Consider the following 23,708-nt stretch of genomic DNA (forward strand, 5'->3'; position numbering starts at 1 on the left):
ATGGCTAAAAAAAGCAGATCCATTCCTGTAAACACCATGGCCGATGATTTTGGCGCAGGCATCGCCATTGAAAAAATATCCCTGGATGAAGCGACCTTTAACAATTTAGAAGAAGCCAAAGACCCACACCGGGAAGACCGTCATTCCTTTTTTCTGTTGGAAAACGGAACAGTTCATATTGAAATTGATTTTCAAAAGTTTATCATTAAGTCTCCGTCTGTTATCTACATGCACCCGGACCAAGTGCATCGTATCATTAAAATCGAAAATATAACCGTGAGCAGTTGGGCCATCAATAATGAAAATTTGAACCCCGACTATTTGAAATTACTGGAAGATATCATGCCCACAAAACCATTGGTTTTAACAAATGAAACGTTTGCCATTATTTCCGAAGCAGCATCACTTTGCATCAAATTTACTGAACGAAAAAACGACAAGCTTTATCACTCTTTGTTAAAAGACAGTTGCAATACGTTGGTGGCTTTAGTTGTTTCACAATATTTAGCATCAGTCAAACCACCCAGAAACTTTTCCAGGTTTGAGCTTATCACCAAAGTCTTTAAGGAAGTATTGGGGCGCAATTATACCCAGCTTAAACGCCCGGCAAATTATGCCGAAAAGCTAAACATCTCTACGCCCTACCTCAACGAGTGCGTTAAAAATACAACCGGTTTTTCTGTTTCTTATCATATCCAACATCGTGTAATTTTAGAAGCAAAACGGTTGCTTTACCATTCGGATAAATCGGTAAAAGAAATTGCTGCAGAATTAGGTTATGATGATTGCCCGTATTTTTCGCGGCTGTTTACCAAAGTTACCGGGACCACTGCTTTGGCCTTTCGCAACAAAAACCTCGATTAGTCCAATACCTGCTTCGTATTGCTGTTTTTAATCCTTCAAATGCGTTGTTCCTTTGTACAGTCCAAAAATCATGTAAAATGGAATTGTTAAAAGATAAAAAAGTGCTCGTTTCGGGCGCAAGTATAGCCGGGCTTTCAACTGCATACTTGCTCAACAAAATAGGTTATCAACTAACGATTGTTGAATTGGCAAAAGAACCCCGAACTGCCGGTGCAGCCATTGACCTGCGCGGAAATACCATAGACATTGTTAAGCGCATGGGGATTTATAAACAATTAAAATCAAACAGGTTGAGTGTGGAAATGATAGAATTTAAAAATGCCGACGATGTTACAGAAGGCTCATTGTTGCTAAAAAACGGGGATGGGGAACTGCCAGACGATGACATCGAAATTGAAAGGGATAAATTTATCGGCATCTTATTAGAAGCTTTAAAAAACGAGGTCGAATTTATTTTTGACGACAGCATCCTGGCATTAAACGAAACCCGCGACGATATAAAAGTTACTTTTAAAAGCGGCACGCAACGTGCCTTTGACCTGGTGTTTGGCTGCGATGGTTCACATTCCGGTGTTAGAAAAATTTGGTTTGGCCATGAAGCCGAATATGTATATTTTTTGGAAGCTTACTTTTCTATTACCATCGTTAACAAATTGCTGGTTCCGCAAAAAACCATGCAGATGTACAATGTGCCCGGCAAGGCCGTGATGATTAATGCGTACAACAACAAGACCGACATCATTTTTTGCTTCCTTTCAGAAAAAGAGATTCCTTACGATTACCGTGATGTTGCGCAACAAAGAAATATAATTTTGGAGCAGTTTGCGGGGCAAGGCTGGAAAACCGCCGAATTGCTGGAAGAAGTGCGGCATTCAAAAAATTTTTACTTCGATAAATTTTGCCAGATAAAAATGCCGTCGTGGACAAAAGGGCGGGTGGCGTTGGTGGGTGATGCAGGCTATTGCGCTTCACCGGCTGCCGGAATGGGTGCATCGCTGTCTATCGAAGGAGCGGCAACATTAGCTGATGCATTACAAAAGCACAATGGAAATTTTGAATTGGCTTTTCAGGATTACAACCAAAATTTACGTCCGTTTATTGAAGAAGTCCAAGCCACAGCCGAATTAAATGTAAGGGAAAATTTTATTCCGAGAACCGAAGAAGCCATCCGAAAAAGAAACGCACAAGAAATGCCTTTTTAACAATACGGTTGAAAATATAATTTAGCTTTTAGGGTGGTAAAAGAAGTATCAGTAGCACAAAATCAGCTTAAAACACCACAAACCAAATTTTCCCCCGATAAAAGAAGCATCAACAATTCAGCCCTTACTTCCCGTTTGCAATACCTGAAAGCTGACAACCGATTGCTGACAACCCGCCTCACATTAATTGCACTTTAAAAGCAGTTTGTTTATTAAATTCTTACTTTTGCAACGTTTCACTGATTGGATTTTCCATGAGCACTTTAACGTACCTAAATAACGCTAACGCAGCGTACATAGATTCTCTTTATCAAAATTATCAGCAAGACCCGGAATCAGTTGATTTTGGCTGGCAGAAATTTTTTGAAGGCTTTGATTTCGGCAAGTCGGATAAAGCCGGCACATTACCGGAGCCAGCTGTTTCATCTGCGGATCAAACACATTTTTTGAAAGAAATCAATGTGCTGAACATGATTGACGGTTATCGCACCCGCGGCCATCTGTTCACTAAAACCAATCCGGTACGCGAACGGCGTAAATATGTGCCGGGCAAAGAATTGAAGACTTTTGGTTTGAGCGATGCCGATTTGAACACGGTTTTTAATGCCGGTGTAGAGGTTGGTTTAGGGCCGGCAAAACTGAGTGATATCCGCGATTTACTGGAGCAAACGTATTGCCAGGCGATTGGGGCAGAATATAAATACCTGCGCGACCCGGATAAAATCACCTGGTTTGAAGAGCGCATGGAACGCAGCCGGAACACGCCGCATTTTTCCGCAGAAGAAAAAAAACAGTTGCTGAAAAAGCTTAATGAAGCGGTTGTTTTTGAAAGTTTTTTAGGTACGAAATTTTTGGGCCAGAAGCGGTTTTCGCTGGAAGGGGCAGAATCATTGATTCCGGCCCTGGATTCGGTGATCGAAAAAGGGTCAAAATTAGGCATCGAAGAATTTGTGATCGGAATGGCACATCGCGGCCGCCTAAACGTTTTAGTAAATATCCTCCGCAAAAGCTATAAATCAATTTTTTCTGAATTTGAAGGAAAAGGTTTTGACGAAGACGCTTCGTTCAGCGGCGATGTAAAATACCATTTGGGCTATTCTACCGATGTAGAAACTTCTAACGGTAGAAAAGTACATTTAAGCCTTTGCCCAAATCCATCGCATCTGGAAGCAGTTGACCCGGTTGTTGAAGGGTTGACGCGTTCTAAAATCGATTTTAAATACGCTGGTGATGACAAAAAAATCGCCCCAATCCTGATTCATGGCGATGCTTCTGTTGCCGGTCAGGGGATTATCTACGAAGTTTTGCAAATGTCAAAACTGGAAGGTTACCGCACCGGCGGAACAGTGCACCTGGTAATCAATAATCAGATCGGTTTTACCACCAATTATAAAGATGCGCGTTCCAGTACTTATTGTACCGACATTGCCAAAACGGTTTTATCGCCGGTTTTCCACGTCAACGGTGATGATGTTGAGGCTTTAACTTACGCCATTAATTTGGCAATGGAGTACCGCCAGGCTTTTCATAAAGATGTATTTATTGATATTTTGTGCTATCGCCGGTACGGGCACAATGAATCCGACGAGCCGAAATTTACACAGCCGCTTTTATACAAGGCGATTGAACAGCACCCAAACCCGAAAGAAATTTATAACCAAAAGCTGATTGCAGAAGGCAGTATCGATCCGGAACTGGCCAAACAGATGGAAAAGGATTTTAAGGCCATGTTGCAGGAAAAGCTGGATGAATCTAAATCTGAGGAAAAATTTTCGGAAGTAAAACCTGTGTTTGCCGGAGCCTGGAAAGGTTTGCGTTTTGCTTTGGACAAAGATTTTCTAACTTCCCCGGAAACGGCTGTCAGTAAGGAAGAACTGGAAATGATCGGGAAAAAAATAACCGAACTGCCGTCAGGAAAACAGTTCTTCAAAAAGATCGAAAAACTTTTTGTTGACCGCCAGAAAATGGTGAACGAAACAAAAACTTTTGATTGGGCCATGGGCGAACTGCTGGCTTACGGAACTTTATTGAACGAAGGCCATTCGGTTCGTTTAAGCGGAGAAGATGTAAAACGCGGGACTTTCTCACATCGTCATGCTGTTTTAACATTGGAAGATTCTGAAGAAGAATATGTGCCTTTGCGTAATATTTCTGATCAGCAGGCTGCTTTTCATATCTACAATTCGCATCTTTCGGAATACGGCGTTTTAGGTTTTGATTATGGTTATGCCCTGGCAAATCCAAACGCTTTAACACTTTGGGAAGCGCAATTTGGTGATTTTGTAAATGGTGCACAAATCATCACCGATCAATATGTGGCCAGTGCAGAAACGAAATGGCAGCGTGGTAACGGTCTGGTGATGCTGCTGCCGCACGGTTACGAAGGACAAGGCCCGGAACATTCATCTGCAAGGATTGAGCGTTTTATGGAGCTTTGTGCGGACAACAATATCCAGGTGGCTAACTGTACTACTCCGGCCAATTTCTTCCATATTTTGCGCCGCCAAATGGTTAATCCTTACCGCAAACCTTTGGTTATTTTCACCCCGAAAAGTTTACTGCGGAACCCGAAATGTGTATCGCCTATTGCAGCTTTTACCGAAGGAAAATTTAATGAAGTGATTGATGATGCTTTTGCAGATGCAGTAGGGGTAAACCGTGTGTTGTTTTGCAGCGGTAAAATTTATTATGATTTGCTGGAAAAACAGCAAACCGATCAGCGTAAAGATGTAGCGATTGTCCGTTTGGAGCAATTATATCCAACGCCGATTATGCAAATGCAAAAAATCAAAGCCAAATACAGCAATGCTGATAGTTGGGTTTGGGTACAGGAAGAACCGGAGAACATGGGTGCCTGGCCATATTTATGCCGAAAATTGCGCCATACCGATCTGGATTTTCAATTGATTTCCCGGAACGAAAGCAGCAGCACCGCAACCGGCTATGCCAAACAACACGCCGCACAGCAATTACATATTGTGAGCAAAGCTTTTGAAGCACCTGCTGGCAAAGCTGTAAAAAAAGAAGTAGAAGAAACCACAGCTAAAATGGCAAACGCCGGGGCTGATTAATCCTTGAAATATAGTTTATAAAAATATGAGTTTAGAGATCAAAGTTCCGCCGGTTGGCGAATCCATTTCTGAAGTAACCTTATCAAACTGGGTAAAAAACGATGGTGACCATGTAGAAATGGACGATGTTATTGCCGAGCTGGAATCAGACAAAGCCACGTTCGAACTAACTGCCGAAGCCGCCGGAACGCTTAAAACTGCTGCCAACGAAGGTGATGTTTTAGCAATTGGTGCTGTAGTTTGCAGTATTGAAACCAGCGGGGCCGCATCTGCAGAACCGGAAAAAACACCGGTAAAAGAAGTATCATCTACGATAGAACCGGTTTCGGGCGATGCGCCAAAAGTTGCTACAGCACCTGCTGCACAGGAACTTGAAATCAGGATACCGGCTGTGGGCGAATCCATCCAGGAAGTTACACTGACTAAATGGATGAAAAAAGACGGCGATCAGGTGGAAATGGACGAGCCGCTTGCCGAACTGGAATCTGACAAAGCCACTTTTGAATTGAATGCTGAAAGTGCCGGCAGGTTATCCATTATTGCTCAAGAAGGTGATGTAGTGATTATCGGTGCCTTAGTTGGTAAAATCGCTGCCGATGCAGGTGCTGCCCAGACAGAAAAAACACCGATAAAAGAAGTATCGGAAAAAGCGGGGATTTCTGCCGGAAACGATCAGCCAAAAACTTACGCTTCCGGAGTCCCTTCTCCGGCTGCCGCAAAAATCCTGGCTGAAAAAGGTGTGGACGGAAGCAGCATCAGCGGAAATGGCGTTGGCGGAAGGATCACCAAAGAAGATGCTTTGAATGCCGAAGCACCAAAACCAGCGGCCAAAACAGAAAGCAAACCTGCAACTCCTGCAAAACCTGCACCGCAGCCTGCTGTTGCCGGAAGCCGGAATGAACGGCGTGAAAAAATGTCGTCCCTGCGCAAAACTGTGGCAAAACGTTTGGTTTCTGTAAAAAACGAAACAGCTATGCTCACTACTTTCAACGAAGTAGATATGCAGCCGATTATGGAATTGCGCACCAAATACAAAGATAAATTTAAAGAAAAGTATCAGGTTGGTTTAGGCTTTATGTCGTTTTTTACCAAAGCCGTTACCGAAGCCTTGAAAGACTGGCCTGCCGTTGGTGCGCGCATTGAAGGCGAAGAAGTGGTTTACAGTGATTTTGCCGATATTTCTATTGCTGTTTCCGCACCAAAAGGCTTGGTTGTGCCGATCATCCGCAACGCTGATGCCATGAGTTTGGCCGAAATAGAAAAAGCCATTGTTGCCCTGGCCGGAAAAGCCAGGGAAAATAAACTGACTATTGACGAGATGACTGGCGGAACTTTCACCATTACCAATGGCGGCGTTTTTGGTTCGATGTTGTCCACACCGATTATCAATTCACCGCAATCAGCCATTTTAGGGATGCACAATATTATTGAGCGGCCGGTTGCGGTTAACGGACAAGTGGTTATCCGCCCGATGATGTACCTTGCTTTGTCTTACGATCACCGGATTGTTGACGGGCGCGAATCCGTTAGTTTTTTGGTTCGGGTAAAGCAATTGCTGGAAGATCCGGCACGCTTACTTTTAGGGGTATAAAAGAAGCATTGATATTTTAAAGGTCTGCCTATATGCAGGCCTTTTTTTATGTCATAAAAGAAGCATCATTGCCATCATAAAAAATTGATTTGTGTTTTTTAAAAAATCACTACAATCCATCTAAATAAATTACATTTAATTGTTAATTTGACACCCTAAACCTGAGTTAAAAATGAATAGACTTCAAACCCCGGATTACGCTGTATTCCTGATTTATTTTTTGATTGTGGCCTTATACGGCTGGTGGGTTTATCAACGCAAAAAAACAGCTATTGCATCATCCAAAGATTATTTTCTGGCCGAAGGGTCGCTTACGTGGTGGGCAATCGGTTCCTCATTAATTGCCTCCAATATTTCTGCAGAGCAGTTTATTGGCATGAGCGGTTCAGGTTTTAAAATGGGTTTGGCTATTTCTTCTTATGAATTTATGGCCGCATTGACGCTGATTATTGTGGCCGTATTCTTCATTCCGGTTTATCTTAAAAACAAAATCTTTACCATGCCGCAGTTTTTGCATCAGCGGTATAACGGTACAGTGGCCATGATTATGGCCATCTTCTGGCTGTTGTTGTATATTGTGGTTAATCTGATGTCTATTCTGTACCTGGGTGCTCTGGCCATTAGTGGCATCTCCGGTTTCAGTGTAGAGCTTTGTATCGCTTTGCTGGCGGTTTTTTCCATTGTAATTGCTTTAGGAGGGATGAAAGTAATCGGTTATACTGATGTGATCCAGGTTTTCTTCCTGATCCTGGGTGGTTTGGTTGCTTCTTATATCGCCTTAAATTTAGTGAGCGAAAAATCAGGGACCACCGGGCTTTGGAACGGTCTTACCTTATTAAAAAGTGAAGCCAGCGATCACTTCCACATGATTTTTAAAAGGGATAACCCTAACTATATGGATTTGCCGGGCTTAACTGTTTTGTTGGGCGGCTTATGGATCACCAACTTAAACTATTGGGGCTGTAATCAATACATCACACAACGTGCTTTAGGTGCCGATCTAAAAACAGCCCGGGGCGGCCTGCTGTTTGCGGCATTTTTGAAAATCCTGATGCCGGTTATCGTAGTGATCCCGGGTATTGCAGCTTATGTTTTGTATCAAAAAGGCATGTTCCATACCGAAATGCTGACTTCCACAGGTGCCACTGATGTAAACAAAGCTTATCCGGCCATTCTTAATTTATTGCCGGTTGGGATGAAAGGTTTGGCCTTTGCAGCTTTAACAGCCGCAATTGTGGCTTCATTAGCAGGAAAAGCAAATAGTATTGCCACTATTTTTACCCTGGATATTTACAAAAAAGTAATTAAAGAAGATGCCAGCGAAACCAATTTAGTTTTGACCGGGAAAATTGCGGTTGTGATATCCATGGTTTTGGGCGTGGTTTTATCATTGCTGATTGGGAACAGTTTAATGGGCGAAGGCAAACAAGGTTTCCAATACATCCAGGAATACACCGGTTTTGTTTCCCCGGGTATATTTGCCATGTTTTTACTGGGTTTTTTCTGGAAAAAAACAACGTCCAACGCAGCTTTATTTGCCACGATCGGTGGTTTTGCGCTTTCCGTTTTCTTTAAGTTTTTGCCAAATTTTGCAGATTTACATTTCCTGGCCTCAACCGGGTTTTCTAAAGATAACGGGACCGGCGTTTACGAAATTCCGTTTTTAGATCGCATGGGTTTCGTGTTCATTATCTGCATCATCGGCATGTACATCATCAGCATCATCGAAAACAGCAAAGGCGAACGGCCAAACGCACTGGAAGTAGATACCAAAATGTTCCGCGTTACACCGGCTTTCACCGCCGGAAGTTTGATTATCTGCGGGATATTGGTTGCTATTTATTCTGTTTTCTGGTAATGCTTCTTTTATCGGTATAAAATTGAAAAGCTTTTTGATTCAATTCAAAAGGCTTTTTTGTTGATGCTGTTTTTATCGGTATAAAATTGGGGAAAGAGCGGAAAACCGGAGCGCGGCATATTTAGTCATCTATGTTAAGTTTAAAGGTATGGGATCAAATGCTTGTACAACAGCTATATACCAAGTTTTTTCTCGCTTTCCGCTCTTCTTAAAACTACAAACTTTCCAAACTTTTTGGGCGTGCCCCTTCGGGTCGGGCTTTACGTTCCAAGTCCTCGCTGCGCTGCGGGCTTTCCACTGCAATCCCTCACGCGGAGCTACACAACCGTTGTACTTTGTAGTTTAATACAATGCTTCTTTTATCACCTAAAAAATCACCTTAAAACCGTTACATAACCAGCTTCTTTCAAAGCATCATCATTTAAAGTTGTACCGGCAATCACGTAATAATAAGTACCAACCGGCACCGGCTGGCCGTTATAAAAACCGTCCCAGCGTTTTAAAATATCTTTGGCTTCGTACAGTTGCTGGCCGTAGCGGTTAAAAATCCGGATGCTGTAATTGCTCAGATTGGTAATTTTCACCCCAAAATCATCGTTGATCCCATCATTGTTTGGCGTAAAAGTGTTCGGGATGAAAATAACGACATCATACCGCAAAACCAATTTCCCCAACGAAATTGTATTGCTGCAGGCACCTTTGTTTGTGGCCGTCAGCTTCACCGTAAAACTTCCTTTTTTAGTGTACAAATGCTGCGGGTTGGTTTGGGTTGAAGTTGCGCCATCGCCAAAATCCCATAAATAACTATCGGCATTGGTAGAATGATTGGCAAAAGAAGCCGAAAGCGGCACCGCGCCCGTACCCGGAATTATGGGCGAAGCATCAAAAGCAGCAACCGGAACCGCGATAATGTCCGACGCATTGATTGTAGTAGAAAGCGGATCGCTGGAGCATAAACCCTGCGTAATCACTAACGAATAAGTGCCAGCAACAGCCGTACTGGTAATTGGTATGCGGATGGCTGGCTGGCCGGAAGTGAAATTATTGGGGCCAGTCCAGCTATAAATAGTGCCGGCTTGTGCAGGTGTGCTCATCACAATCGTATCGCCAATACAATACGGGCCGTTTACTTTTTTGAGCTGCGTTAAAACCGGTTTCTGCGGAACCGTGATTTTTTGGGTTATAATGGCCGTACAGCCCTGATCTCCGATAGCGGTCAAAGTGATATTTTTATCGCCAAAAGAAGTATAGGTAACTGTAAACGGGCCATTGGTAGTTGCGCTGCTCAGGCTGGCACCGCTGCCAAAATCCCAGGCAAGTACCGTATAATCTTTAGAATTATTGGTGATGGTGAAGCTTTGCTGCGGAGAACAAAGATTGTTTGCCGTAACCGTAAAATCTAAAACCGGTGTTTTACCTATGGCAGGCACCGTGATGAAAGCTGTATCACTGATGCAACCATTTTGATTGATAATTAATTTATAAACGCCTGATTGGTTATAGTTTGTGATTGGTATCGTTAAGACAGAATCTGTAGAAGTAAAACCGTTTGGCCCGTTCCAGCTATAAGTAGTTCTGGTGCTGGTTGCATTTGATCGTAAAATCAGGTTATCTCCTAAACAATAACTGTTTTTAGCCGATAAAAGTAATGGTGTAGTCGGTTTCAACGGAACAACAAAAGTTTTATAATCAACAGACAAACAACCTTGTACATTATAAGCTAATAAAACTGCTGTTTTTGTGCCGGGAGTTTTATAAGTAACAGTATAAGGGCCAGGGCCTGTGGTAGAATCAATACTTGCACCCTCACCAAAAATCCATTTAAGGGAAGTATAATTGGTAGATTTATTTGTAAAAGTAAAGTTTGGTGTTGCAGTACATGCGTTATTTACCTGCACGCCAAGTAATGCCGTAGGGCCTAAAAATGTGCCGGTTGTAGCACCACTTGCATTAAAAGAAATAGTAAATCCGTTAGAACCCGACGTGAAATTGTTGATCAGCAACGCATAAACGTGGCCTTGGATCATATCCACATATTTTACAAAGCCATCTTGCCCGGCCACACAACCAGGCGTTTCTGTTAGATCAGTAGAAGTTAGGTTTAACCCTGTTTTATTGTAAAACGGTGTGCAATTTGTGCCGCTGCCGGATGCACATCGGATAGCATTTGCGGCATTTACATTACTAGCCGCCCCACTTGTGCCCAGATCATACAAAACCCAATCAATATCATTATCAGAAATAGTTGGGGTGATGGTAAAAGTGAGTGTACCATTGTTTGCAGCAGTCCACTTATACCAGGCAGAGTTGGCTTCAATTGGCCCGCTTCCTGAATTAACATCCAGACAAGTTCCGGCAGACTCGCGGCTATTACTTCCCGCACCGGTTACATTGGTTTGCGTAAAAGCGGTCGTATCACAAATAATAGAAGCTGTAACAAAATCCTGACCGGCTTTTAAAATAGGATAATAATTATTGATGCATAATTTGAATGTACCGGTACTATTGCCGGCCCCGCTTATCCGGATATAATAAGTTTGACCGATGGTAAGTCCGCCTTTATATAGAGTTCCTAAAGTTGAAGTGCTGGTATTAGCCCCAATCATTTCCGAAAAACTGGAACAATCAACTGTTGTGTATAAAGCAATCAAAGGGTTGTTTAGGGTGCCGCCGCCATTTGCGTTTCCGGTGACAGAAATATTAACATCAAAGGCTGTGGCAATAAATTTAAACCAAACATCCTTACCGGCAGATGACCACGCTTGCGAAGCTGCCAAACCGCCTGCCGTGGCATTTACATTGGTGTAGGCTGCGTTATCAGAACAAAAATTACTGACTGTATTTAAGGTTATCGCACCGAAACAATCATCATTTGCCGGAACTTGTGCTTTTGCAGCCGCAAACCAAAAAAACATCGATAAAAGAAGTATCAGTTTGCGCTTCAAAAGTTTTGGGTTGAATTCCCTAAAATAGAAAAAGCCCCCGAAATTTCGAGGGCTTTTTATTCCGAACAGCAATGCTGTTTTTATGCCACATTTTTTTGTTGCCTGCGGATAATATTCAGTGCGCCGCCTGCTTTAAACCATTCAATCTGCTGTGCATTGTAAGTATGGTTTACCGCAAAAATTTCCTGCGTGCCATCAATATGGTGCAGCACAATGGTCAACTGGCTGCCCGGCGCAAAATGGTTTAAGCCAACAATATCGAAAGTATCATCTTCCTGGATTTTGTTGTAATCTTCTTTATCTGCAAAAGTTAAGGCCAGCATACCTTGTTTTTTCAGGTTGGTTTCATGGATGCGCGCAAAAGATTTCACCAAAATTGCACGGACACCAAGATGCCGCGGTTCCATCGCCGCATGTTCGCGGGAAGATCCTTCGCCATAATTTTCATCACCAACCACAATACTGCCAATACCGGCTGCTTTGTAAGCACGCTGCGTTGCCGGAACCGGGCCGTATTCGCCGGTCAGTTCGTTTTTGACCGTATCAGCTTTTAGGTTGAAATAATTGATGGCACCAATCAGCATATTATTGGAAATATTATCCAAATGTCCGCGGTATTTTAACCATGGGCCAGCCATCGAAATATGATCGGTTGTACATTTTCCTTTCGCTTTAATCAGCAATTTCAAGCCCAAAATATCCGTGCCTTCCCAAGCTTTAAACGGATCAAGCAATTGCAAACGATCTGAAGTCGGGCTTACCTTCACTTCAACCGTGCTGCCATCAATTGCAGGGGCAAGATAACCAGCATCTTCCACCGCAAAACCTTTAATCGGCATTTCGATACCTTGCGGCTCGTCTAATTTTACTTGCTGGCCGCTCTCGTTAGTCAGCGTATCTGTTAAAGGGTTGAAAGTCAAATCACCAGCGATGGCAAAAGCCGTAACAATTTCCGGAGAAGCTACAAAAGCATGTGTATTTGGGTTACCGTCCTGACGCTTGGCAAAATTTCTGTTAAAAGAAGTAATGATCGAATTTTTACGTGTCGGGTCGTTGGTATGGCGCGCCCACTGGCCAATACACGGCCCACAGGCATTGGCCAAAACTACACCGCCGATATTTTCAAAGGTTTTTAAATAACCATCACGGTCAACAGTATATCTAACCAGCTCAGAACCGGGCGTAACCGTAAATTCTGCTTTGGTTTTTAAGCCTTTGCTAATGGCTTGTGTAGCTATAGAAGCAGCGCGGGTAATATCTTCGTAAGAGGAATTGGTACAGGAACCGATCAAACCAACTTCTAATACGGAAGGCCATTGGTTTTCGCGTACGGCATCAGCAAATTTAGAAATTGGCCAGGCCAAATCCGGGGTGAAAGGTCCGTTTACATAAGGCTCCAGTTCAGAAAGGTTGATTTCGATTACCTGATCAAAATAAGCTTCCGGATTGGCATAAACTTCTTCATCGCCGGTTAAATGTTGTTTGATGGCGTTGGCCAGTTCTGCAATGGCAGCGCGTTCTGTCCCTTGCAAATAAGCTTCGGATTTTTCATCATAACCAAAAATAGAAGTTGTTGCACCGATTTCTGCACCCATGTTGCAAATGGTTCCTTTTCCGGTTGCAGATAAAGAACGTGCACCTTCACCAAAATATTCTACAATTGCGCCGGTTCCTCCGTTAACGGTCAGGATTCCGGCAACTTTTAAAATGACATCTTTTGCAGAAGCCCAACCGGATAATCTTCCGGTCAGTTTTACACCGATCAGTTTTGGGAATTTTAGCTCCCAGGGCAAACCGGCCATCACGTCGCAGGCATCGGCACCGCCAACACCAATCGCGATCATGCCCAAACCGCCCGCATTTGGCGTATGCGAATCTGTGCCGATCATCATCCCACCGGGGAAAGCATAGTTTTCCAAAACCACCTGATGGATAATGCCCGCGCCGGGTTTCCAAAAACCGATGCCATATTTATTGGAAACGGAAGAAAGGAAATCGTAAACTTCTTTATTTTGACTTTTTGCAGTGTCTAAATCTTCATCGGCACCGATTTTTGCCTGGATCAAATGATCGCAATGTACGGTAGAAGGTACGGCAACTTGCGGGCGGCCGGCCTGCATGAACTGTAAAAGTGCCATTTGCGCCGTAGCATCCTGCATGGCCACGCGATCTGGTGCAAAATCAACATAATCTACGCCGCGTTGCAATTCCTGAGAAGCATCTCCGGCAGAAAGGTGGGCATAAAGTATTTTTTCGGTCAACGTAAGTGGCTTGCCAACAGCTTTGCGTGCAGCTTCGATACGGCTGCCAAAGCGGTTGTAAACCTGTTGGATCATATTTAAATCAAAAGCCATTTTATTGATTTTATTAGGTGATTAATAATTAAAACCCTCACAGTTTGAGGCGAATCTACAAAATTAACAGGTAAACGAAGTATCGGTTTTGGAAATTTGATTGGTGCGATGGGGGGAAAATTGTAGTTTCATATTAACTTAAACAACATTTGCTACTTACACGTAATGAGACAGAGTTAAGCGGAATTAGAAACCCGGATTAAAAGAGTTTACTAAAAACTATGTGGTAAAAGAAGTATGCACTATGACCAAAACCCATAGCTCGAAGGACGGAATTACAAATTCACCAGTAGACAGAGAAGCATTAGGTAAAGCATTAATAAACCAAATTAGAGAAAAAATCCATGGGAAATTTTAGATTATTATGTTTAATTACAATACTCTGTTTTGTCCAAAGTATCATAGAGCCAACATTACTTATGTTATACACATTATTACGATCTATTATACTCAAAACAGTTGCAACAAGCATGAGTGGATATTTTGATTCTGTATTTTTATATTATTTTTTTTTGAGGATTATAATAACGTTACCGGGCCTATTAATCTTTTTTTTAGTTCTAATTGCCTTTTTGAAGCCGGAAAGACTATTTAAGATGAATTATATTTTGCTTTCATATGTATTAGTTAATATAGTTGTTTCCGTAATATTTCTGTATTGGGACTCATCATTTATAAGTCCAGCAGTTATGTTATATATCGTTTTTTCTTCTGCACTAATCGGAATAATTTCCCTTATTAACAGGGTAAAAATCCTTAGCTATTTAAATTAATGATTTCTGTTAAAAAATTTTCGCTATGCATAGTAGCAATATAGTCTCCTCTACTGGTCGCTGGTTTGTAACTCCGACCCTTGAGCTTAGGATTTTTAATCCCATATTTATAAATAGCAATGCTTCTTTTACCGGTAAATTTAACAAAAGCCTGTTACCTTTTCGCCCACCTATCAGTGCTAAGCGAAGTATGAAATACGGCAGAGACGACCACCAGTTTTAAACTATCATCCACGGTAAAGTGAACCATGAACGGGAACACCTCCAGAACGGCGCAACGGGTGTCATCATAAAGTACAACAGTTGCCTTCGGCTTACTTCTGATATAAGACACCTTGCTGCGCACCTCCTGTATAAAGCGTTTGCCAAGACCGGTCTGCTTTTCTTCGTACCATTCAGCGGCGTTTTTGATATCCTGTTTGGCCAGGGGCAATATAACCGCTCTGTACATTAAAGGCTTTTTTCAATATCATCCATGGCAGTATCAAAATCCAGTGCCTGTCCAGGTTCGTTTTTGTAATCTTGAAGGCGTTTTCTCACTTCGCCCATTTGCCAGGCAGGTATTTCTATCTGCTCTTGTTCAATACCTTCGTACTTGCTTTTGAGTTCGTTCCATTCGGAGATAGGAATGAATACACCGGTAGTCTTTCCGGTGTTGTCAGAGATATATTGAAGGTTCATGATTACAAATATATCATTTAAGAGCAACCACCGATACTTCTTTTATCGACAAAATTTTACAAAATCCGCCATTGTTGCTGCCCAACAATCGCACAGCAAAAACCATCACAAACTTTTAAAAACATATCCTTTGTCTTGCCAGTATTCCAACGCTTTTGGCAGCGCAAACTCCAGCCGTGGCCATGCTTTTAAACTATCGTGAAAAACAATAATAGAACCGTTGCTGCTTTTATCCACTATATTTTGGTAACATTTTTGGTGCGAAATATCCAAGTCAAAATCGCCGCTTAAAACATCCCACATAATTATCTCATAACTCTTTTTCAAAACTAATAATTGTGATTTTTTTGCGCGGCCATAAGGCGGACGAAACAGTTTTGACTGAACCAATTGGTTGCATTGTTCTGTATTTTGCAGATATTTTTCATCGTCTGTTCCCCAACCTTTTAAATGATTAAAAGTGTGGTTGCCAACCGTGTGCCCTGCTGTTTTTATCGACCTAAAAACTTCGGGATGCTTTTGCACATTTTCCCCAATGCAAAAAAATGTTGCTTTTGCATTAAATTTTTTCAGCGTTTGCAGTACAAAAGGCGTAACTTCCGGGATCGGGCCATCATCAAAAGTTAAATAAATTACTTTTTCTGAGCGGTTTTTGTGCCAGGTTAATCCCTGATAAAACCACTTTAACAACGTTGGCGTTTTTACCAGATAAGGTATCTTCATAAAAATTCCGTAAATTATAATCCCCAAAAAAGGTTGGTAAAAGAAGCATTGCCATAACGCCGTTTATCACAAACCGAATTTGAGTAAATTTCTTTTATTTGCAATACTATAAAGAAACCGGAAACCTGGCTTTGATGGAGAAAAATAATTTGAAAATCGCGGTAATTGGCGGTGGAAGCTGGGCTACGGCCATCGTAAAAATGCTGACTGACAACACGGCCCCGAAAGAGGTTTTCTGGTGGATGCGCAGCGAGGAAATGATACAGCATATCCGCAAGTTCCGGCACAACCCGAAATACCTGAGTTCGGTTGCAATTTGTGTGAAACCGGAAAACATCTCCACCCAAATCCGGGAAATTATTGAACAGGCAGAAGTAATTATTTTGAACGTGCCCGCCGCGTTTTTAAAAGAAGCCTTGACCGGGCTAACCGATGCTTCTTTTACCGGTAAAAAAGTCATCTCGGCCATTAAAGGCATCGTACCGGACGAAAACCAGATTGTGGGCGATTTTATCCATCAGCATTATCATTTTCCGCTGGACCGTTTTCTGGTTTTGAGCGGTCCGTGCCATGCAGAAGAAGTTGCGCTGGAAAAACTTTCGTACTTAACTTTAGCTTCGCAGGACAAAAACCTGGCTGCGGATTTGGCCTGTTATTTTAACACGCGCTACATCAAAACAAATATTTCAGATGATATTTACGGAACAGAATATGCGGCCGTGCTCAAAAATATTTATGCCATTGCCAGCGGGATTTGCCATGGCGTTGGTTATGGTGATAATTTTCAGGCAGTGCTGATTTCCAATGCGATACGGGAAATCAAACGTTTTGTAGATGCCGTCCATCCCATCAATCGCGATATTAATGAATCTGCTTATTTGGGCGATCTGCTGGTGACCGGTTATTCGCAGTTTAGCCGCAACCGCACTTTTGGCAACATGATTGGCAAAGGTTATACCGTCAGTTCGGCACAATTGGAAATGAACATGATTGCAGAAGGCTATTATGCCGCAAATTGCCTACACGAGGTAAATAAAAAGTACAATGTTGCCATGCCGATCAGTAACGCGGTGTATGCTGTTTTGTATCAGAAAAGCAATCCTGTTACGGAAATGAAACTTTTGGCCGAACTATTGAGTTAAGTTTAACAATCACTTAAAATAAAGTCATGAAAAAGATCAAAGTCTTATTATTATCAGCCGCTGTACTGTTTTCCGTTAATTCATTTGCGCAAACTTCATCAAAAGGTGCTGTAGGCCGTACTGTTAATAAAGTTGGAAATAAAACCGCAGAATTAGCCGTTAAAGGTGTATCTGCTGTTGGGGATAAAGAATATAAAGGTAAAGTTGGCCCGAACGGACAAACAATTTATATCAACAAACATTCAAAATATTTTTATGTAAACGCAAGAGGCAAAAAAGTTTATGTTTCAAAAATGAAACTGAAAGACGCCCCTTCTAAATAATTATATTGTTTTTTATCTTAAAATGCCCGGACAAAAAATTTCCGGGCATTTTTTATGTTTAAAGATTTTTTTACCGGTAAAAGAAGCATTGTAAAATCAAAACTATGAAGAAAACCTACTTAATTTTGGCCATAACGGCTGTTGGTGTTGTTGTTTTGGCAGCTTGCAAATCATCCGCAGTAAACAAAAATTTGTTGGGCAAATGGCATTCTGCCGATCAGAAAACCAAACTGGAAGTTACTGCTAACGCATTTATTTTGGATGAAGGCGAACCGCTTGCCGAAAGCTATTTTACAAAAGGCGATACACTTTTTACATCATATGAAGGAAGCGAACCTTACACTAAATTTGTAGTCAAAAACCTAACCGGTAAAAGCATGACATTAATTTATCCGGATTCTACTTCAATAAATTTTTTACGTTGATTTAAGCTTGTGCAAAGCTTTTTGATTTAGGGATTTGCTGCATTGCAACAGCAAAACACGCAAATACATTTAAAGCACTTTGGATGCAGGTTTCGTGATCGTCAGTATCAATTTCGGTGTTTAAAACCTGGCAAAATTGTTTCCATCTGGCAACCAGATCTTCGCCATAAACCTGATAATAATGAAAGTTTAACTGCCGGTTTTGCAGGTTTAGATTAGTTTTAAGCTTTTTCACAATCACGTTTCCGCCTAAAGTTGCCCCTTCCAAAACATACATGGCACCTAAAATTGCTGCATTATTTTGAAGGATTGGAATACTGTTTTTAGGCAGGTTTTTTTCAGATAGGACAATATCCAGTTCAAGCAAATCTTGTTTTAAAGCGGCCAATTTTGCACGTTTGTCAACCTGAAGTTTTTGTTGTAAAGCTGAATCGATGCCCGTATGAAGTTGTTTTTCCAAATCAGCATGTACCAAATAGTTGGTCAGCAAAATTTGTTTATATTCTGAAAACGACAAACTTCCGTTCATGATCTTGTCAACAAACATTAACTGCTCTAATTGGTCGTGCTGAAGTTTGGTGGCCTGTTTTAAAATTTCCTGTAACATGAATGTTAAATAGGACGAAATTAGTTTTTAAACTAAACCCATAATAAACCGAATGCTGTTTTTATAAGGATTAATTTAGGCTGTGATGTTGTGTAAACCAAAAACTGTAAACCGATTTGAGGCATGAAACCAAGTTGATATAACCGGAAGGTTTGGTTAAATAAGCATTTGCACCAAATTCCAGCGATGCTTTTATGTCTTTTGGATTATCTGAAGTAGTAAAAAATACCACCGGCACATATTTCAGGCTGGGTATTTCGCGGATATTTTTTACCAAATCCAAACCGGATAAGCCAGGCAAGTTCAGATCAAGCAAAATCAATTTAGGTTTAGCCCGGTACTGGCAAAGCTGGTTAAGCCTGATCAGCGCATCTTTTCCGTTCTCCATTATTTGTACCGATACGTTGTTGTCAACTTCCTGTGCGGCGTGTTGCATGATAAACGCAAAATCCGCATCGTCCTCTACATAAAAAATATCCGGTGAAATCACAATCGTTAATTTTTAAAAGCAATGTAAAAAACTGTGCCAATGTTCAGCTCGCTTTCAAACCAAATCCTGGCCTGGTGTTTTTCTGCAATCCGCTTCACAATGGCCAGGCCAACGCCCGATCCTTCCACATCCTGCACATTGTCCATGCGTTTAAACAGTTCAAAAACGCGGTTATAAAAATTAATGTCGATGCCAACACCATTATCAGTTACCGAATAAACAACTTCATTATGCTCAATCCTGCCTTCTACTTTAATTTTTGAAGGATCGGATTTTGCAGAATATTTAACAGCATTGTTCAGCATGTTGGTAAAAACCTGGCCAATCATCGTTTTGTCGCCTAAAATATCGGGTAATTCCCCAAAAGTAAGTTCTAAATTTTTTGGTTTTAGGGCGGCAATAACCTCTTGTTTAATATCATCCAAAAGTTCGGTCATGTTGATTTTTACCGGTTCAAATTCTGCCTTTCCCACGCGCGAATACTGCAGGATTTCTTTGATCAAAAAATTCATCTTATCGGCACCGGCCACCACACGGCCCAATATTTTTTTGGCACCGTCATCCAGGCTTTTGTTGCTGGCAAGCAGTAGTTCCGAATAACTTTTTATGGCAGAAAGCGGCGTGCGCAAATCATGCGAAATGGTGTAGGTAAAAGTGTCCAACTCATCATAAGCCACTTGCAAACGGTCATTTAACAATCTGATTTCGTTGGCTTTCCGATTGTTAAAATCTATAATTTCCTCCCGCATTTTCATTACCACCGATACTTCTTTTATACTCCATTTTTGGGAAGTGTTTTTTACAATTTCCGTCCAGGCTTCAAAAGATTTTCTGGGCGATAGCTGCATCAAACCAACTTCATTCTGTTCAACAGGCTTTTCCGGGTTCCCGGCCCAGGTAATAGATTTGATTTGCTCGGGCTTAAACCAAATCAGCCATTCGTTCAGTTCTTTAGAAAGTACACAAGCCAAAATGCCGCTGGCTATACTGCTGTATTTTTTTGCCGGTAAAAACAGCTCGGGCAAACGGTTGGTATGGTAAACCGCGTCTGATACATGGGTTTTTAACCACATTATGATTTCTTTGATCTGCTCATCCTCCGGTGTAATGCCAATTCGGGTAATTTCGCTGTTAAAAACCAGTACGGCACCGGTAGCGGCAGTCAGGTTTTTAAAAGTAACCGGATGTGCAGTCAAAGCGGTAACAATATTATCTTCAGCTTTAATTTGTTTAGAAACTTCGGCAGCGGCCGCATCCAGCGTGCACATCAGTTCGGTATCTTCTTCTTCCTGCCGGTATTCTAAGGCCGATGACAAAATTTGCCCGATTAGTTTTGCCGCATCACGTGCTTTGTAATTGATAAACCGGGGCAGATAATTATGACAAGCCACCAAACCCCAAAGCTCTCCTTTTGCCATCAGTGAAATGCTGAAGCTGGATGCCACACCCATATTTTTTAAGTACTGAACATGAACAGGAGAGACCGCCCGCAGAGCAGAATGGCTTAAATCCAAGGCTGTATTTTGATCCTGAAAAGTGACAATAGGCGAATTATGGCTGTTTACATCTGCAATAAGCCGTGTTAAATTAATTTTATACAGCTCGCGCGCTTGTTTTGGAATATCAGTTGCCGGGTAATACAAATCTAAAAAAGGTTCCAGATCATCATTTTTAACTTCGGAAACTACTCTGCCATGGCCATCTTCGTTAAACTTATAAATCATCACCCGATCATAATCAATGATTTTTTTGATTTCCGCGGCCGCATTATCAAGTAACGAACTTAAATTTCTGCCCGATAAAATCCCCGAAACCGATTTTCCAATCGTTTTCTGCACATCAAGGTTCAGATCAGAACTCATCGGTTCAAACTCCAGGATCAGTTCTGTACCTGAAGCAGAAAAAATTAAATTATAGGTGTTTTGGTTGATGCTGATCTGGTGTGGATTAAGAGAATCTGAAGGTTTACCAGATTTTAAAAGGTTCAGCAGGCTGCTTAGTTCGTTGTAATTTGTATCGGTTTTGAAGTGGGTTTCCAGATCAGCAATCGGTTTGCCTAAAAAATGTTTGGCTTCTTTTCCAACAAAATCTACAGCATTTGTACTGATATAATTAATAATAAACGTATCCCGGGCTACGGCAACCAAAAAACCATGGGCTTGTATTTTGCCTGGGATATGGATGGGCTCTCTGTCGCAATTTGTTAGATCAACCTGAAATGGGTCCATATTTTGCCTGAAAATTTAAAGATCAAATAACGTATAAGTTTTGCTTAGTTGAACTTAAATTTAGTTTTAAGTTTAACTAAGCACTTGGGTCAGGTTTTATCCTGATGCTGTTTTTACCGGTATAAAAATGGTGATTTTAGTAAAAGTATTGTATTGACAAGCTAATTTCAAAAAAAGTATTCTATTTTTTGCAAGAGGTTTTTATTGAGGCAGCCTTTGTATAGATTAAAACTCACAACAAATAAAAAGAGCCTCCGGACATTCCCGAAAGCTCTTTTCAAACTAAACTAAAACTAAAATTTATGTGCTAAAAACAGTATTGCTGTTTAAAACCTTCTGCGACGCTCGCCGCGGTCTTCCCGGCTTTTACCAGAAAAATCACGAAAACCGGTGCTGCTTCCGCCGCCGCTGTAGCTGCGTTCGCGGCCGCCATCACGACGCTCTCTGCCACCGCTTCCGCCTTCTCTTCGTGGATAACCGCCGCCAGATCTTGGGGAACGGCTTTCGCCACCTTCGGCAGCCCCAGAAAGTTCTATCCGGACTTCACGGCCCTGAAAGTTTGCCTCTTTAAACGCATCAATCACTTGTTGTGTATCGGCATTCGGCACTTCAAAAAAGGAATAAACACCTTTTACATCGATTTTGCCAACGCCGCGACCATTAATTTTGCTGGTGTTGCAAATGTAACCCAGCAAATCCCCGCGGGTAAAATTATCTACCGAACCTAAGTTGATAAACAAGCGTGTATAATCGGCACTTACACCGTTTCCGCTGCGTGGCGCACGTTCGCCGCCATCACGCAAACGGGATTCATCAGCCGAAGCATTCAAATCTGGTGCGTTTTTGTAATAATTCAAAAAGCGGTTAAACTCTAAAGAAGCAAAACGTTTGATAATATCTTCTTTGCTCAACTCTTCAAATTCAGCCATAATACGCGGAATGTATTGATCGATTTGAGAATCATTCACTTCCACGTTGTGCACTTTATGCACCAAACCGAACAATTGTTTTTCGCAAACATCAAAACCGGTCGGAATTTCTGCTTTTGTAAATTTTTTGCCCAAAACGCGTTCGATCTGGCGTATTTTACCAATTTCTTTCCCGTTAATAATGGCGATGGAAATACCGGTTTTTCCGGCACGGCCAGTACGGCCGCTTCGGTGGGTATAATTTTCGATCTCATCCGGCAAAGAATAATTGATTACGTGCGTAACATCGCTCACATCGATACCACGTGCGGCAACATCGGTAGCAATCAATAATTGTAAACTTCTGTCGCGGTAACGTTTCATCACCTTATCACGTTGTTGCTGAGACAGATCGCCATGCAAAGAATCGGCATTGTAACCGTCTTTGATCAAAGATTCGGCAATTTCTTGGGTTTCAATTTTAGTTCGGCAAAAAACAATACCAAAAATCTCGGGGTTAAAATCAACAATGCGTTTAAAAGCGGCATATTTATCGCGCGCTTTTACGATGTAATATTCGTGCTCAATGTTTACATTTCCGGTGTTTTTTGTGCCCATCGTGAGCTCAAAAGGATCGGTCATGTAGTTTTTAGCGATGCGGCGCACTTCTGCCGGCATCGTGGCCGAAAACAGCCAGGTTTTTTTCTCTTCAGGGGTGGTAGACAGGATTTCGTTAATGTCTTCCTGGAAGCCCATGTTCAGCATTTCGTCAGCTTCGTCCAAAACAACGTACTGGATGTCTGAAAAATCAATGGCTTTACGGCCAATAATGTCCAGCATACGTCCGGGCGTGGCAACAACAATCTGTACGCCGCGTTTGATTTCGCGCAGCTGATCCATAATGCTGGAACCACCGTAAACAGCCACAACTTTAACGTTGTTCATGTTTTTGGCGTAACTTTTAATGTCACTTGTAATTTGCAAACACAGTTCGCGTGTTGGACAAAGAATTAAGGCTTGAGGCTTGTTCTGATCAAAATCAATCAGTTCTAATAACGGCAGTCCAAAGGCGGCGGTTTTTCCGGTCCCTGTTTGGGCTAATCCGACAAAATCGTTGCTGCCTGTTAACAAAACCGGGATAGATTGTTCCTGGATTGGCGTAGGGGTTTCAAACCCTAAATCAGAGATGGCATTAACAATATCATGACGGATTCCCAGTTCAATAAATGGGTTCATGATGTAAATAACGAACTTAGCTACATTGCTAAATCTGCCGCGAAGATACGTTAAATTTCCATCATTTTAAGCATAGGTTTTATTATGATTTTGAAGTGATGAAAGTAAAAAGACTTTAGCTTAAACCTATGCTGTTTTTACCATACTTTTTTCTGGCTGATAAAACAGTAATTTTTATTTTCAAGCTGATTATAAGGTACTTGCAATATCGGCAATAGAAGTCCTTTCGCAGTAATTTTTATCAAACTGAACAAAAATTATTTTACTTTTTTCTGTAAAAAATGGAA

General features: G+C 41.6%; 18 protein-coding genes. 9 read left to right on the top strand and 9 right to left on the bottom strand.

The genetic code is table 11. The features are described 5' to 3' along the window. From ACOFKR_RS03345 to ACOFKR_RS03370, 6 genes are all read left to right on the top strand, one after another. On the top strand, positions 1 to 864 hold the full coding sequence (locus tag ACOFKR_RS03345) for an AraC family transcriptional regulator (RefSeq protein ID WP_419802619.1): 864 nt from the start codon (positions 1 to 3) through the stop codon (positions 862 to 864). Between the two features lie 77 nt (positions 865 to 941). Beyond that, on the top strand, positions 942 to 2,066 hold the full coding sequence (locus ACOFKR_RS03350) for an FAD-dependent monooxygenase (RefSeq protein WP_419802620.1): 1,125 nt from the start codon (positions 942 to 944) through the stop codon (positions 2,064 to 2,066). A 33-nt stretch (positions 2,067 to 2,099) separates the two neighbouring features. Then, positions 2,100 to 2,264 carry a hypothetical protein gene (locus tag ACOFKR_RS03355; RefSeq protein WP_419802621.1) on the top strand — a complete coding sequence of 55 codons (165 nt, stop codon included), beginning with the start codon at positions 2,100 to 2,102 and terminating at the stop codon, positions 2,262 to 2,264. A 56-nt stretch (positions 2,265 to 2,320) separates the two neighbouring features. Next, positions 2,321 to 5,137, top strand: coding sequence for a 2-oxoglutarate dehydrogenase E1 component (locus ACOFKR_RS03360; RefSeq protein WP_419802622.1), 2,817 nt, complete (start codon positions 2,321 to 2,323; stop codon positions 5,135 to 5,137). 25 nt (positions 5,138 to 5,162) lie between these two features. Further along, positions 5,163 to 6,728 carry a 2-oxoglutarate dehydrogenase complex dihydrolipoyllysine-residue succinyltransferase gene (gene odhB, locus ACOFKR_RS03365; protein WP_419802623.1) on the top strand — a complete coding sequence of 522 codons (1,566 nt, stop codon included), beginning with the start codon at positions 5,163 to 5,165 and terminating at the stop codon, positions 6,726 to 6,728. 172 nt (positions 6,729 to 6,900) lie between these two features. Next, entirely contained in the window at positions 6,901 to 8,586 is a 1,686-nt protein-coding gene (locus tag ACOFKR_RS03370) for a sodium/sugar symporter (RefSeq protein WP_419802624.1), read from the top strand. 374 nt (positions 8,587 to 8,960) lie between these two features. Here the strand turns inward: ACOFKR_RS03370 and ACOFKR_RS03375 are convergent, their stop codons facing one another. The 5 genes from ACOFKR_RS03375 to ACOFKR_RS03395 form a co-directional block, all read right to left on the bottom strand. Then, positions 8,961 to 11,531, bottom strand: coding sequence for a PKD domain-containing protein (locus ACOFKR_RS03375; protein WP_419802625.1), 2,571 nt, complete (start codon positions 11,529 to 11,531; stop codon positions 8,961 to 8,963). A gap of 80 nt (positions 11,532 to 11,611) precedes the next feature. Continuing rightward, positions 11,612 to 13,885, bottom strand: coding sequence for an aconitate hydratase (locus ACOFKR_RS03380; protein WP_419802626.1), 2,274 nt, complete (start codon positions 13,883 to 13,885; stop codon positions 11,612 to 11,614). A 927-nt stretch (positions 13,886 to 14,812) separates the two neighbouring features. Beyond that, entirely contained in the window at positions 14,813 to 15,109 is a 297-nt protein-coding gene (locus ACOFKR_RS03385) for a type II toxin-antitoxin system RelE/ParE family toxin (protein ID WP_419802627.1), read from the bottom strand. After that, a complete protein-coding gene (locus ACOFKR_RS03390; RefSeq protein WP_419802628.1) occupies positions 15,109 to 15,339 on the bottom strand; it encodes an addiction module protein in 231 nt (76 codons plus the stop codon). Before ACOFKR_RS03390 ends, ACOFKR_RS03385 begins: the two co-directional genes overlap by 1 nt. Before the next feature lie 105 nt (positions 15,340 to 15,444). Further along, positions 15,445 to 16,062: a polysaccharide deacetylase family protein gene (locus ACOFKR_RS03395; RefSeq protein ID WP_419802629.1), complete on the bottom strand. Its 618-nt coding sequence runs from the start codon at positions 16,060 to 16,062 to the stop codon at positions 15,445 to 15,447. Between the two features lie 134 nt (positions 16,063 to 16,196). On the opposite strand from ACOFKR_RS03395, the gene ACOFKR_RS03400 reads away from it, so the two are divergent. From ACOFKR_RS03400 to ACOFKR_RS03410, 3 genes are all read left to right on the top strand, one after another. After that, positions 16,197 to 17,204, top strand: coding sequence for an NAD(P)H-dependent glycerol-3-phosphate dehydrogenase (locus tag ACOFKR_RS03400; protein ID WP_419803610.1), 1,008 nt, complete (start codon positions 16,197 to 16,199; stop codon positions 17,202 to 17,204). A gap of 26 nt (positions 17,205 to 17,230) precedes the next feature. Beyond that, on the top strand, positions 17,231 to 17,527 hold the full coding sequence (locus tag ACOFKR_RS03405) for a hypothetical protein (protein ID WP_419802630.1): 297 nt from the start codon (positions 17,231 to 17,233) through the stop codon (positions 17,525 to 17,527). 104 nt (positions 17,528 to 17,631) lie between these two features. Continuing rightward, positions 17,632 to 17,952, top strand: a complete 321-nt coding sequence (locus ACOFKR_RS03410) for a hypothetical protein (RefSeq protein ID WP_419802631.1) — start codon at positions 17,632 to 17,634, stop codon at positions 17,950 to 17,952. 1 nt (position 17,953) lies between these two features. Here ACOFKR_RS03410 and ACOFKR_RS03415 read toward each other — a convergent pair whose 3' ends face one another. The 4 genes from ACOFKR_RS03415 to ACOFKR_RS03430 form a co-directional block, all read right to left on the bottom strand. Beyond that, complete coding sequence (locus ACOFKR_RS03415) at positions 17,954 to 18,559, bottom strand: biliverdin-producing heme oxygenase (protein ID WP_419802632.1); 606 nt, start codon at positions 18,557 to 18,559, stop codon at positions 17,954 to 17,956. A gap of 70 nt (positions 18,560 to 18,629) precedes the next feature. After that, complete coding sequence (locus tag ACOFKR_RS03420) at positions 18,630 to 19,049, bottom strand: response regulator (RefSeq protein WP_419802633.1); 420 nt, start codon at positions 19,047 to 19,049, stop codon at positions 18,630 to 18,632. A 5-nt stretch (positions 19,050 to 19,054) separates the two neighbouring features. Further along, positions 19,055 to 21,277 (bottom strand): ATP-binding protein, encoded by a 2,223-nt coding sequence (locus ACOFKR_RS03425; protein WP_419802634.1) that lies wholly within the window; start codon positions 21,275 to 21,277, stop codon positions 19,055 to 19,057. Positions 21,278 to 21,603: 326 nt separating this feature from the next. Beyond that, positions 21,604 to 23,421, bottom strand: coding sequence for a DEAD/DEAH box helicase (locus ACOFKR_RS03430; protein ID WP_419802635.1), 1,818 nt, complete (start codon positions 23,419 to 23,421; stop codon positions 21,604 to 21,606). Between the last annotated feature and the right edge of the window lie 287 nt (positions 23,422 to 23,708).

This window comes from Mucilaginibacter sp., assembly GCF_965201005.1.
GTDB lineage: Bacteria > Bacteroidota > Bacteroidia > Sphingobacteriales > Sphingobacteriaceae > Mucilaginibacter_A.